Raw genomic sequence first — 12,693 nt, forward strand, 5'->3', positions numbered from 1 at the left:
TTGTCTGATAATTTCGCTTATCGCGCGCCGAATCGCATGTAATGCGCATCTAAAACGCAACTGAGGCGCAACTGAGGCGCATTGTCTGCGATCCGCCCTCAAGAATGCCGTGTGACCTGCCGTAAACCCTGGTAGTTCCAGACCAGGTTGCGCAGGATTCCCCTCATTTCCACACGGCTTTCCCCTCCCATGTTCTCTACCATCCGCGCGCGCATCGTCGCGCTTTGCGTCGTCATCGTCGTGGCCGCGCTCGCCGTGAACGCGGCGCTCAACTACTTCGTTGCCAACTCGCACAACAAGGATTCGATCGACAGCACGCTCAGCGCCGTCGAAGACAGTCATGAGCAGGGCATAGCCGAATGGGTGGCCACGCATACGCGGATGATCGGCTCGTTGCAGGACGCCGTGCTCGGGCCCGACCCGCTGCCGGCGCTCAAGCAGGTGGCGGCGGCGGGCGGCTTTACGAACGTGTACGTGGGATATGCCGACCGCACGGCGAAGTTCTCGACCTCCGACGGCATTCCGCCCGATTACGATCCGACCGGGCGCCCCTGGTACAAACAGGCCGTGGCGGCGGGCAAGGCCGTCGTCACGCCGCCTTATCTGGACGTTGCGACCGGCAAGCTCGTGGTGGCCTTCGCGCAGCCCGTGATCCGCGACGGCGCGGTGAAGGGCGTCATCTCCGGCGACGTGACGATGGACAGCGTGCTCGACAACGTTCGCTCGATCCATCCCACGCCCGCGAGCTTCGGCATGCTGGTGGACGCAAGCGGCGCGATCGTCGCGCACCCGGACCCGAAGCTCACGCTCAAGCCCGTTGCGGAGCTCGCGCCCGAGCTGGCCGGCGACCGGCTCAACGCGCTGTACACCGCCAGCGCGCCGCTCAAGGTCGACGTGAACGGCGACATCAAGCTGATGCGCGCGCAAACGATTCCCGGCACCGACTGGCGCCTGATCGTCGCGCTCGACCGCTACGACGCGACGGCGGCCATGCGTTCGCTCCTGACGGCTTCGCTCGTCGCGCTCGTGGTGATCGCGCTGGCGGCGGCGCTAATCGTGGCGGGCGCGACCGCGGTGTCGTTCCAGCGCCTCTCGCGCGTGCGCGACGCGATGGACGCGATCAGCGCCGGTGAAGGCGATCTCACGAAGCGTCTGCCCGCCGTGGGCAACGACGAAGTCGCGCAGATCGCGCGCTCGTTCAACGCATTCATGGACAAGCTGCGCGACGTGATGCGCCACATTCGCGAGGCGAGCGAGTCGGTGCGCACCGCGAGCGACGAGATCGCGGCGGGCAACGTCGATCTGTCGGGCCGCACGGAATCAGCGGCGGCGAGCCTCGAAGAAACGGCCGCTTCGATGGAGGAGATCACGGCGACGGTCGCCCAGTCGGCAAACGCGGCGCAGCAGGCCGACGTGACGGCGGCCACGGCATCGCAGGCGGCTTCGCGCGGCGGCTCGGTGATCGGCGACGTCGTGCACACGATGGGCGACATCGAGAAGGCATCGGTGAAGATCGCGGACATCATCGGCGTGATCGACGGCATTGCGTTCCAGACCAACATCCTCGCGTTGAACGCGGCCGTGGAAGCGGCGCGTGCGGGCGAGCAGGGCCGGGGTTTCGCGGTGGTGGCGGGCGAGGTGCGCAGCCTCGCGCAGCGCAGCGCGCAGGCCGCGCGCGAGATCAAGGCGCTGATCGAATCGACGGTGTCGAGCGTGAGTTCGGGCTCGCAACTCGTGCGCCGCGCGGGCGAGACGATGGACGAGATCGTTTCGAACGTCTCGAACGTGACGACCATCATCTCGGAAGTGACCAATGCGGCCGGCGAGCAAACGCGCGGCATCCAGGAAGTGAACCGCGCGGTGAGCCAGCTCGACGAGATGGTTCAGCAGAACGCGGCGCTCGTCGAGCAGTCGACGGCCGCTGCGGCGGCGCTGCGCGGTCAGGCCGCCAATCTCGCCGATGCGGTGGGGCAGTTCAAGCTCGATTGAACGGAGCAAGTGGGTTGCGGGAAAGCGGCGCTGCGGCGCCGCTTTTTTTTCGCCGTGCGTTTGCGCGGGAATGCGCGTTTGCCGGGACCGCCGGGATCGTGGCTCGGAATGCGCCTATGTCGAACGGATGACGTTCGCGTCGCACGCCCAGTCGATATGCTGAATTCGTGCGGATACCGAAGTTTGTCCTGCGACAAATGCAGTGCACGCACGCTTCGACAAGATGCCCCATAAACCCAACGTTAGGTTAGTATCCGAACCATGCCCACTGTTCTTCGCGTACCCGGTTATCGCGTGGCGATTTTTCCGCACGACCATCGTCCCGCTCACGTTCACGTCGCAAGTCCGCAAGGATCGTGTGTGCTCAAGCTGAATTGCCCTGACGGTCCGCTCGAATTGCGCGAGCTTTACGAGCTTGCGGAGCAGCAGGTCATGCGTCTCGCGCGCGTGCTCGAGCCGGAAATCAAACTGTTGTGCATGGCATGGTGGAGGATCCATGGATTCCATTAGCAAGAAGCAGATCGCGGCGGCGCGCAAGGCGGGCGCGCAGAGTCCGGTTGCCGTGGCGGCGCGCTACAGTCGCGCCCACACGCGGCTCGAAATCGAGTTCGCCAACGGCGTGGGACTGGCCGTTCCCGTCGCGCTCATTCAGGAACTGCAAACCCTCGAGCGGCCGCCCACGGCCGCGCAACTGGCGCAGGTCGAGATCTGGGGCGGCGGCCAGTCCCTCTACTTCCCGCGGCTCGATCTGCTGCTGTGGGCGCCGGGGTTGCTGCAAGGCGTGTTCGGCACGCAGGAATGGATGAGCGAGCTCGCGCGCGCCATGGGTTCGGCCACCTCGCCGGCCAAGGCGGCGGCGGCCCGCGCCAATGGTCGCAAGGGCGGCCGCCCGCGCAAGCAGCCCGATGCAACCGATCAGGCGACCGACGGGGAGTGATCGCACGTGACGGCGGCTGGGCACACCTCACCCCGCGCATCGCCCCCCGTTTTCTCGCCTTGACATGCAACCAATGGGTTGCATAATGGCCACATGAACGACGACGCCGTATTCCGTGCGCTGGCCGACGCGAGCCGCCGCCAGTTGCTCGACCGCCTCCATGCGCAAAACGGGCAGACGCTCACCGATTTGTGCCAGGGGCTGACCATGTCGCGCCAGGCGGTGACGAAGCATCTCGCCGTGCTGGAGGAGGCGAATCTCGTCGCGACAGAGCGGCGTGGCCGCGAAAAGCGGCATTTCATCAATCCGGTGCCCATCGGCGAGATTGCCGCGCGCTGGATCGGCAAGTTCGAACGCGAGCGCGTGGGCGCGCTCGTCGACCTCAAACGTTCGCTCGAAGGAGGCAGTCATGAGTAGCGAAAAGCGCACGGAAAGCAGCGCCGCCGGCGACTCGACGTTCGTCTATGTCACGTTCATCCGCACGACCCCGCAGGCACTGTGGGAGGCGCTCACGCGCCGCGAATTCACCGAGCGCTACTGGTTCGGCATGCATCACGAGTGCGACTGGCAAACTGGCTCGCCGTGGTCGCTGCGTTTTGCCGATGGCCGCATCGCCGACTCGGGCGCGGTGGTGGAATCGGACCCGCCGAAAAAGCTCGTGCTGCGCTGGCGCAACATGTTCCTGCACGAACTCAATGCAGAAGGCGATTCGTTCTGCACGATCGAGATCGAGCCTGTCGAGCATGCGGTCAAGCTCACGATCACGCATCGTGTGGCGCGGCCCGGTTCGAAGTTCATCGAGAAGGTGTCGGGCGGCTGGCCGCGCATCGTCTCGAATCTCAAAACGCTGCTGGAAACCGGTGAGGTGCTGATGCCGCTCGTGGTGATGGCGGATTGAGCGCTGGAAGGGCGGGGCGGCAATGAAAAGGGGCGGCCGAGGCCGCCCCGTAATGCGCTGTAGCCGCGAACTGGGTCGCGAACCGAGTCGCGAACTGAATCGCGAATTCAGTCGCGGAAGTTGTTGAAGTCGAGCGGCGTGTCGGTCACGTCCTTGCGCAGCATGGCGATCACGCTTTGCAGGTCGTCGCGCTTGGCGCCCGTCACGCGTACGGCGTCGCCCTGGATGCTTGCCTGGACCTTGATCTTGCTGTCCTTCACGAGCTTGACGATCTTTTTCGCGAGGTCGCCCGAGACACCCTTTTTCACGGTGATGACCTGCTTGACCTTGTCGCCGCCGATCTTCTCGATCTTGCCGTAGTCGAGAAAGCGCACGTCCACATTGCGCTTGGCCATTTTCGAGACCAGCACGTCCTTCACCTGGCCGAGCTTGAAATCGTCGTCGGCGAACGCGGTCAGCTCGCGCTCCTTTTGCTCGACGCGCGAATCCGAGCCCTTGAAGTCGAAGCGCGTGGAGATTTCCTTGTTGGATTGCTCGACGGCGTTCTTTACTTCGATCATGTTGGCTTCGCTGACGACGTCAAACGATGGCATTGTTTTCTCCCAAAAGTGCGAATTGCGTAAACAGCGGCGCAAACGGTGCGCCCGAGGGCCGCAGCCGCATTTTCAGGCAGCGGTTCGCGCACTCGCTATAATCACGGACCGACGCCATTCTACCGGCGCCGTTGCGTTTGCCCAAGGCTGGGCAGCAGTCCGGCCCAACGTCTTCTGGCGGCTTTTTCGGCCTTTTTCCATCTGTTGTCCGTGTTCCGTTCCGCTTCGATGTCCCAGTTCCAGACGTCCGTCGATCTGTCGCCCACGTGGTTCGCCGCCGGTTATCCGCTGCGCGCGCACAACACGTTTGGTTTCGATGTGCGCGCGCGCTATGCGTGCCGCGTCGAAAACGAGGCCGACCTCGTCGCCGCCGTGCGCGACCCGCGCGCCCGCGGCCTGCGCACGCTCGTGCTGGGCGGCGGCAGCAATGTCGTGCTCACGCGCGACTTCGACGGTCTGGTGCTGCTCGTGGCGCTGTGCGGCAAGCGGCTCGCGCGCGAGGACAGGCACGCGTGGTACGTGGAGGCGGCCGCGGGCGAGAACTGGCACGAATTCGTGGCCTGGACGCTCGAAGCGGGCATGCCGGGTCTCGAAAATCTCGCGCTGATTCCGGGCACGGTGGGCGCCGCGCCCATTCAGAACATCGGCGCTTACGGGCTCGAAATGGCCGAGCGCTGCGATTCGGTGCGCGCGATCGATCTGGACACGGGCACGCCGGTCGAATTCGACGCCGCCGCCTGCCGTTTCGGGTATCGCGACAGTTTCTTCAAGCGCGAAGGGCGCGATCGCTTCGTCATCACCTCGGTCACGTTCCGTCTGCCGAAGCTGTGGCAGGCCAACGCGGGCTATGCCGATCTCGCGCGCGAACTCGCCCGGCATGACGCTGTCGAGGCGCCGCAGGCCCGCGCCGTGTTCGACGCCGTGGTGGCGGTGCGGCGCGCGAAGCTGCCCGACCCGCTCCAGCTCGGCAATGCCGGCAGTTTCTTCAAGAATCCCGTGATCGGCGCGCCGCAGTTCGATGCGCTCGCCGCGCGCGAACCGCAGATCGTCTCGTATCCGCAAGCCGACGGGCGCGTGAAGCTCGCGGCCGGCTGGATGATCGACCGCTGCGGCTGGAAGGGCCGCGCGCTGCGCGCGGCGGCCGTGCACGAGCGTCAGGCGCTCGTGCTCGTCAATCGCGGTGGGGCGACCGGCGCGGACATCCTCGAACTGGCGCAAGCCATCCAGCGCGACGTGCTCGCGCGCTTTGGCGTGGCGCTGGAGCAGGAACCCGTCTGCCTCTAAGGCTCAAATTCAGGGTCTAAGGCCTCCTCCAGGCCCGCTGGCGGCTCACCGCCGCTCCCTCACACCACCTTGTCCTGGGCCGCGAACACCGGCCCTTGCACGAAGCGCACGTCGTACTGCTGCAACTGCTCGAACTGCGCCGCGTCGGTCACGCGGTTGAAAATGAGCGGAATGCGCAGCCGCGCCGCATAGCTCACGAGCGGCTTCACCATCGAATCGCGCAACGCGGACGCCGCGTCCATCTTCACGAAATCGGGCCGCGCCATGTCCGACACCGAAAGAATCTGCCCCGCATTGGGCAGATTGCCCGCCACCTTGAACCCGTAACGCTGATAGCTCTTCGTGAGATAGCCGAGGAACGTGCGGTGCGCGACCGCCGCGGCCGGCAGCTCGATCACGATGCGCCCCGGATTGAGCCCGAACGACACCAGCACGTTCGAAAAATGCCGCCCGTGGTCGTATTTCACGCTTTTCAGGAGCCGCTCGTGCACGCGCAGGAACAGCAAGCCGTGCTGCTGGCCGCCCAGAAAATTGATGGTGTGGAGCGCGCGCACCATGCGGTCGAGCGCGACCAGTTCAGGGTCGTCGAGCGCGTCGCCGAAGGCGTCGCAGGGCGCGAGCACGCCGTCCTGCTCGCGCAGCGTCACCGCCTGAAAGCCGAGTTCGTCGCCAAAGCGCGACGCCGCCGCGAGATCGGCCGTGAGCGACTGCGCGCCGCTGTGCACGCTGATGTCGTAAATCGGCTCGTAGGCGCTCAATAACTCCACGCCGCGCCGCCGCGCCACGGCTTCTTTGGCGTGCACGCCGCTGCCCATCGCCAGGTGCTCGCCAAGAAACGGATGGTCGGCGGAACGAGCGACGAGCTCGGGAATGGTCGGAGCGATCATGGTGACGTTGTGGGGTGCGGTGCGCGGTGAATGGCGCGGGCCCGACTCGGGGCCGCATGACTCGATGGTAGCAGTCCACGGCCGCGCCGGATGGACTGATTGGTCATAACGTTATCGACCGTGCGAGCGGGTTCTGGAGGCCATCGGGCGTCCGTCAGGGTTTACACGTAATTTCACTATTCGTAATTCGTTTTACCATCCGTAAATCGAGAACGTGGAGAGACAGCAATGAATGCACCCCTGCGGCACCCAACCGAAGTCCAGCACGGCTACATGAGCGGCTTCGCCAATGAATTCGCGACCGAGGCGCTGCCGGGCGCGTTGCCCGAGGGCCAGAACTCGCCGCAGCGCTGCGCGTACGGCCTGTACGCCGAGCAGCTTTCGGGCACCGCGTTCACCGCGCCGCGCTCGCACAACCGCCGCACGTGGTTCTACCGGATCCGTCCGGGCGCGGTGCATCAGCCGTTCACGCCGGTCGCCTCGCGCCTGAACGTCAATGGCGCGCCGCGCCTCGTCGCCGATTTCGGCGACGTGCCGCCCACGCCGCCCAACCAGTTGCGCTGGGACGCGCTGCCCATGCCCACGGAGCCGACGGATTTCATCGACGGCTGGGTGACGATGTCGGGCAACGGCTCGGCGGCCTCGATGAGCGGCTGCGCGATCCACCTGTACGCGGCGAACCGCTCGATGGTGGACCGCTTCTTCTACAACACCGACGGCGAGCTGCTGATCGTCCCGCAGCAGGGGCGTCTTGCCATCCGCACGGAAATGGGCCGCCTCGACGTCGAGCCGTTCGAGATCGTCGTGATTCCGCGCGGCGTGCGCTTCACGGTGGACCTGTCCGATGGCGAAGCGCGCGGCTACATTTGCGAGAACTTCGGCGCGCTGCTGCGTCTGCCGGACCTCGGCGTGATCGGCTCGAACGGTCTCGCGAACCCGCGCGACTTCCTCACGCCCGTCGCCGCGTATGAAGACCGCGAAGGCGACTTCGAACTCGTCACCAAGCTCAACGGCCAGCTCTGGCGCGCCGACATCGGCCACTCGCCGCTCGACGTGGTGGCGTGGCACGGCAACTTCGCGCCCTACAAGTACGATCTGCGCCGCTTCAACACGATCGGCTCGATCAGCTACGACCACCCGGACCCCTCGATCTTCCTCGTGCTGCACTCGCCCACGGACACGCCGGGCGTCGACGCGATCGACTTCGTGATCTTCCCGCCGCGCTGGCTCGCGGCCGAGAACACGTTCCGCCCGCCCTGGTATCACCGCAACGTGGCGAGCGAGTTCATGGGCCTCGTGCACGGCGTGTACGACGCCAAGGCCGAAGGCTTCGTGCCGGGCGGCGCGAGCCTGCACAACTGCATGTCGGGCCACGGCCCCGACGCGGAGACCTTCGAGAAGGCCTCGCATTCCGACACGACGAAACCGCATAAGGTCGGCGACACGATGGCCTTCATGTTCGAGACCAAATCGCTGATTCGCCCCACGCGCTACGCGCTCGAAACGAGCCAGTTGCAGGCGCATTACTACGAGTGCTGGCAAGGCCTCACGAAACATTTCAATCCGGAGAAGCAATGAGCAGCACCATGACGGACGAACTCAAGGCGACGCTCGATCCCGCACGCAAGAGCTGGGTCGAGAGCGCGAACGACGCGCAGAGCGATTTCCCGATCCAGAACCTGCCGTTCGGCGTGTTCAGCGACGCAAACAATGCGAAGCCGCGCGTGGGCGTGGCGATCGGCGACCTCGTGGCCGATCTCGCGGCGCTGCACGAAGCCGGGCTGCTGCGCTTGCCCGCGAGCGCGCAACAAAACGTATTTGCGCGCCCCGCGCTGAACGACTTCGTCGCGCTTGGCCGCGACACGTGGCGCAGCGTGCGCGTGCAGCTTTCGTCGCTGCTCGCACGCGAAACCGCGACGCTGCGCGACGACGCGGCGCTGCGTGCGCGCGCCTTCGTGAAGCTTGCCGATGCGACGCTGCATCTGCCCGTGGAGATTCCCGGCTACACCGACTTCTACTCGTCGAAGGAACACGCCACGAACGTGGGCTCAATGTTTCGCGATCCGAAGAATGCGCTGCTGCCGAACTGGTCCGAGATGCCGATCGGCTATAACGGGCGCGCTTCGTCGGTGGTGGTGAGCGGCACGCCGGTGCGCCGCCCGAACGGCCAGTTGAAGCTGCCCGATCAGGAGCGCCCGGTGTTCGGCGCATGCCGCAAGCTCGATATCGAACTGGAAACGGGCTTTATTGTCGGGCGCGGCAATGCGCTCGGCGAGCCGATTGCGTGCGAAAGCGCCGAGGAGCACATCTTCGGCATGGTGCTGCTCAACGACTGGAGCGCCCGCGACATCCAGCAATGGGAATACGTGCCGCTCGGGCCGTTCAACGCCAAGACCTTCGCGTCCACGATCTCGCCGTGGGTCGTCACGCTCGATGCGCTGGAGCCGTTCCGCGTCGCGCAGCCCGCGCAGGAGCCGCAGCCGCTCGACTACCTGCGTCACAAGGGCGACCACGCCTTCGACATTTCGCTCGAAGTGCTGCTGCGTCCCGAAGGCGTTCAAGAGGCGACGACCATCGCGCGCACGAATTTCCGCCACATGTACTGGACGATGGCGCAGCAGCTCGCGCATCACACCGTGGCGGGCTGCAACACGCGCGTGGGCGACCTGATGGGCTCGGGCACGATCTCGGGCCCGACGCCCGACTCGTTCGGCAGCCTGCTCGAACTCACGTGGAACGCGAAGAATCCGCTCGAACTCAAAAGTGGCGGCACGCGCGGCTTCATCGAGGACGGCGACGAACTCACGCTCGCGGGCTGGTGCCAGGGCGAGGGGTATCGCGTGGGCTTCGGCGCGTGCGTGGGCAAGATCCTGCCTGCGCTGAAGTAAAGACGCTGTAATCTGAAAAGCAAAACGGCCGATGCGCTTCGATAGCGCATCGGCTGTTTTTTCATTGGCTCACGCGTTATGCGCGCGCTTGCGCGATTCCCCGCAAGCGCTCCCAGCGCAGCGCGCCGAGAAACACCAGCGCGCCCGCGAACAGCACCCACAGCATCGCATCGCGCCCCGCGTGCTCCATCAGCGCGCCCGTGACGATCGGGCCGCCGAAGCTCGCCGCGCTCCACGCGGCGCTCACGAGCGCGCTCGCGGAAACGAGTGCGACGCCCGTGAAGCGCTCGCCGCACGCGACGATCGCCAGCGTATAGATTGAACCCGCCGCCGCGCCCAGCACGAAGAGGAGCGGCCAGCGCAGCCAGGGCGTATCGACCACGAAGGGTAGCAGCGGCAGCAGCACCGCGACGATCACGCCCATGAGCGCATGCACGCGCTCGCGTCCCAGCCGGTCGGCGAGCCAGCCGATGGGGAACTGCATGATCGTGTCGCCGAGCAGCACGACCGAGGCGAACAGCACGGCCACTTCGCTGTCGATGCCGTGACCCATCGCGAAGAGCGGCAGGAGCGACAGCGCGAGCGTGTCGAACAGCGCGAAAAATCCGGTGGCGATGATGAGCGCGGGCATTTTCGGCATGACGTGACGCCAACTGCCGTGCGGCTCGTGCATGTCGGTTTGCTGCGCATTCGTGCGGATCGCGGCGAGCATCGGCAGCGCGATGAGGAAGATCGCGCCGCACACCGCGAAGCGCCACGCCGTGTAGCCCGCGATCTGGCTCACGAGCACGGGCCCCGACATCTGGAACAGCGTGAAGGTGGTCGCGTAGATGCCGACCACGCGGCCGCGGTTCGAGTCGTCGGCGAGCTCGTTGACCCAGGCCTCGCCAATCGTGAAGAGCAGCATGAGCGCCGCGCCGCAGAGCATGCGCAGGATCGCCCACAGCCACAGGTTGGCGCTCGTCTGCATCAGCGCGGTGGCGATGGCCACGGTCAGCACCGAACCGACGATCACCTGGCGCGAGCCGAAGCGCGTGGAAATCCACGCAGTGAGCGGCACGACGGCCAGGCCGCCCAACGCCTGCGCGGCGGTGAGCAGGCCGACGATGGCGGTGCCGTAGCCGGCGTCGGTGAGGGCGAGGGCGGTGAGCGGGAGGGTCGCGCCGGAGCCGAGGCCGACCACGGCCACGCTCAGGATCAGCGCGAGAAAGTCGCGGGTGAGGACGGTTTTCATCGGGCGCAATGCTACTACGCCCGCGTGAATAACGCGGCGTGGCCGGGCCTCGGATTGCGCAGACGCGATGCGGCTCAGTGTGCTTTAGTGCACTTCAATGCGCCTCAGCGCGACGCCTGCCCGCCCACGCGCGCATCGCGAAGTCTCACGCGCAGGAAGTCGGTCCCGAGACCGCCACGCGGCGGCGCGCGCGCCGGTCGATCTGCGCCGAGACCAGCGTGAGCGCGAGCGCCGCGAACGCGGTGACCACGCCCACCCACGGCAGCGCCGTGAGCGGCGCGCCCGCGCTGATCGCCACGCCCCCGATCCACGCGCCGCCCGCGTTGCCGAGATTGAACGCGCCCTGGTTGAGCGTGGAGGCGAGATTGGGCGCGTCGCTCGCGCGGTTGACGATCAGCATTTGCAGCGGCGGCACGATCGCGAACGCGAGAATGCCCCACACGAAGATCGTCGCCATCGCCGCGATCGGGTCGTGCATGGTCAGCGAGAACACGGCGAGCACCACGGCGATCATGGCGAGGAACGTGAGCAGCGAGCGCATGAGCTTCCAGTCGGCGAGCTTGCCGCCCAGCGTGCTGCCCACCGTCAGGCCGAGGCCGAACAGCAGCAGCACGAAGGTGACTTCGTGCGGCGAGAAGCCGGTCACGTCTTCGAGAATCGGCGTGATGTAGGTGAACACCGCGAAGAGGCTGGCCGAGGCGAGCACGCTCATGCCGAGCACCATCAGCACCTGCGGATTCTTCAGCACGCCGAACTCATGCACGAGGCTCGCCTTCTGCATTTCGATCTTCGCGGGCAGGCACACCTGCAACGCCGCCGCCGCGAGAATGCCGATGACGGTCACGGCCCAGAAGGTCGTGCGCCAGCCCGCGAGCTGGCCGAGCGCGGTGCCGAGCGGCACGCCCAGCACGTTGGCGAGCGTGAGGCCCGTGAACATGAGCGCGATGGCCTGGGCGCGCCGGTTCGGCGCGACGAGCCCCGCCGCGACCACCGAGCCGATGCCGAAGAACGCGCCGTGGCAGAACGCGGTGACGATGCGCGCGGCCATCAGGATCGAGTAGTTCGGCGCGAGCGCGCACAACAGGTTGCCGACGATGAAGATGCCGATCAGCCGCATGAGCGCCTGCTTGCGCGGCACGTTCGCAACGGCGATGGCGACGATGGGCGCGCCGATCGTCACGCCGAGCGCGTAGGCCGAAACGAGCATGCCCGCCGCCGGGATCGAGACGCTCAGGTCGCGCGCGACGTCGGGCAGCAGGCCCATGATGACGAATTCGGTGGTACCGATACCAAAAGCGGCGACGGCAAGGGCGAGAAGGGGCAGGGGCATGGCGTGGAGTCGGCGCGGGTTGGCGGCCGGTGCAAGCCCGAAGCCGTCGTAATTTAAGTCAACGCGGAATTGTACTGAAACCTGACACAACGCATACGGCACGCTTTTCATCGCTGCCGGAAAGCAACAGTTTTGCTCGCGCGGGGCGCGTCTCCACGGTCATTGCGTGTTCACATTTCTTGACGATTTCTACAGATTGCGTGCATGGCGCAACGTGCGGGCGGGCAGCACGATAGCGACACGATCCAGCCCGCGCCACCCCGCACCGTCCGGCCCGCCCGCCGGCACGGCGTCCTCGCCGTCACCCTCTGGCATCGTCCGTCCCGCGCATGGCGGACCCCGAGCATGCGCAACTTTCCTGGAGCGATGACATGAACACGATGAACACAGTCCGCATCGCGGTGGCCGCAGCGGCCGCCTTCTTCGCAGGTAGCGCGCTAGCCCAGGCGCAAAGTGACGACCAGGCCCAGGCCAGCACGCCGCCGGCCGCGCAGGACGTGGGTGGCACACCGATGTCGACGGGCGCCTCGGGCGCGCCGACGGCGCTCTCGCACGCGCAGGTCTATCAGGATCTGGTGCGCGCCGAGCAGTCGGGCCAGATGAAGGCGTTGAACCAGGGGCTTTACCACGGCAACTGAGATACCCGGGCAGAC

General features: G+C 66.4%; 14 protein-coding genes. 9 read left to right on the plus strand and 5 right to left on the minus strand.

Annotated elements, in window-relative coordinates; all coding sequences use genetic code 11:
• The first annotated feature begins 189 nt into the window (after window positions 1-189).
• The 5 genes from C7402_RS19455 to C7402_RS19475 all read left to right on the plus strand — a co-directional run bounded on the left by C7402_RS19455 (window position 190) and on the right by C7402_RS19475 (window position 3,824).
• Window positions 190-1,989 (plus strand): methyl-accepting chemotaxis protein, encoded by a 1,800-nt coding sequence (locus C7402_RS19455; protein WP_116611733.1) that lies wholly within the window; start codon window positions 190-192, stop codon window positions 1,987-1,989.
• Window positions 1,990-2,250: 261 nt separating this feature from the next.
• Window positions 2,251-2,499 (plus strand): DUF4160 domain-containing protein, encoded by a 249-nt coding sequence (locus C7402_RS19460; protein ID WP_116611734.1) that lies wholly within the window; start codon window positions 2,251-2,253, stop codon window positions 2,497-2,499.
• A complete protein-coding gene (locus C7402_RS19465) occupies window positions 2,486-2,926 on the plus strand; it encodes a DUF2442 domain-containing protein (RefSeq protein WP_116611735.1) in 441 nt (146 codons plus the stop codon). The genes C7402_RS19460 and C7402_RS19465 overlap by 14 nt, the downstream gene beginning before the upstream one ends.
• A gap of 93 nt (window positions 2,927-3,019) precedes the next feature.
• Window positions 3,020-3,343, plus strand: coding sequence for an ArsR/SmtB family transcription factor (locus C7402_RS19470; protein WP_116611736.1), 324 nt, complete (start codon window positions 3,020-3,022; stop codon window positions 3,341-3,343).
• Entirely contained in the window at window positions 3,336-3,824 is a 489-nt protein-coding gene (locus C7402_RS19475; protein WP_116611737.1) for an SRPBCC family protein, read from the plus strand. Before C7402_RS19470 ends, C7402_RS19475 begins: the two co-directional genes overlap by 8 nt.
• A 107-nt stretch (window positions 3,825-3,931) precedes the next feature.
• Here the strand turns inward: C7402_RS19475 and C7402_RS19480 are convergent, their stop codons facing one another.
• Window positions 3,932-4,417 (minus strand): YajQ family cyclic di-GMP-binding protein, encoded by a 486-nt coding sequence (locus tag C7402_RS19480; RefSeq protein ID WP_116611738.1) that lies wholly within the window; start codon window positions 4,415-4,417, stop codon window positions 3,932-3,934.
• 228 nt (window positions 4,418-4,645) lie between these two features.
• Here C7402_RS19480 and murB point away from each other — a divergent pair, with 228 nt between their 5' ends.
• The gene (gene murB / locus C7402_RS19485) at window positions 4,646-5,701 is read left to right on the plus strand and encodes a UDP-N-acetylmuramate dehydrogenase (protein WP_116611913.1); all 1,056 of its coding nucleotides are present in this window, start codon (window positions 4,646-4,648) and stop codon (window positions 5,699-5,701) included.
• 59 nt (window positions 5,702-5,760) lie between these two features.
• Here the strand turns inward: murB and C7402_RS19490 are convergent, their stop codons facing one another.
• A complete protein-coding gene (locus C7402_RS19490) occupies window positions 5,761-6,588 on the minus strand; it encodes an EAL domain-containing protein (protein ID WP_112172462.1) in 828 nt (275 codons plus the stop codon).
• Between the two features lie 228 nt (window positions 6,589-6,816).
• On the opposite strand from C7402_RS19490, the gene hmgA reads away from it, so the two are divergent.
• Window positions 6,817-8,166 (plus strand): homogentisate 1,2-dioxygenase, encoded by a 1,350-nt coding sequence (hmgA, locus tag C7402_RS19495; RefSeq protein ID WP_116611739.1) that lies wholly within the window; start codon window positions 6,817-6,819, stop codon window positions 8,164-8,166.
• Window positions 8,163-9,476 (plus strand): fumarylacetoacetase, encoded by a 1,314-nt coding sequence (gene fahA, locus C7402_RS19500; RefSeq protein WP_181565591.1) that lies wholly within the window; start codon window positions 8,163-8,165, stop codon window positions 9,474-9,476. Before hmgA ends, fahA begins: the two co-directional genes overlap by 4 nt.
• Window positions 9,477-9,552: 76 nt before the next feature.
• On the opposite strand, the gene C7402_RS19505 is transcribed toward fahA, so the two are convergent.
• The 3 genes from C7402_RS19505 to C7402_RS48015 form a co-directional block, all read right to left on the minus strand.
• The gene (locus C7402_RS19505) at window positions 9,553-10,710 is read right to left on the minus strand and encodes an MFS transporter (RefSeq protein WP_116611740.1); all 1,158 of its coding nucleotides are present in this window, start codon (window positions 10,708-10,710) and stop codon (window positions 9,553-9,555) included.
• A 145-nt stretch (window positions 10,711-10,855) separates the two neighbouring features.
• Window positions 10,856-12,040, minus strand: coding sequence for an MFS transporter (locus C7402_RS19510; RefSeq protein WP_116611741.1), 1,185 nt, complete (start codon window positions 12,038-12,040; stop codon window positions 10,856-10,858).
• 189 nt (window positions 12,041-12,229) lie between these two features.
• On the minus strand, window positions 12,230-12,355 hold the full coding sequence (locus tag C7402_RS48015) for a hypothetical protein (protein ID WP_279635563.1): 126 nt from the start codon (window positions 12,353-12,355) through the stop codon (window positions 12,230-12,232).
• Between the two features lie 56 nt (window positions 12,356-12,411).
• Between C7402_RS48015 and C7402_RS19515 the strand changes: the two genes are divergently transcribed.
• Entirely contained in the window at window positions 12,412-12,678 is a 267-nt protein-coding gene (locus C7402_RS19515) for a hypothetical protein (protein ID WP_133254507.1), read from the plus strand.
• Window positions 12,679-12,693: the final 15 nt, after the last annotated feature.

It is taken from the genome of Paraburkholderia unamae (genome assembly GCF_003096875.1).
In the GTDB taxonomy this organism is placed as follows: domain Bacteria; phylum Pseudomonadota; class Gammaproteobacteria; order Burkholderiales; family Burkholderiaceae; genus Paraburkholderia; species Paraburkholderia unamae.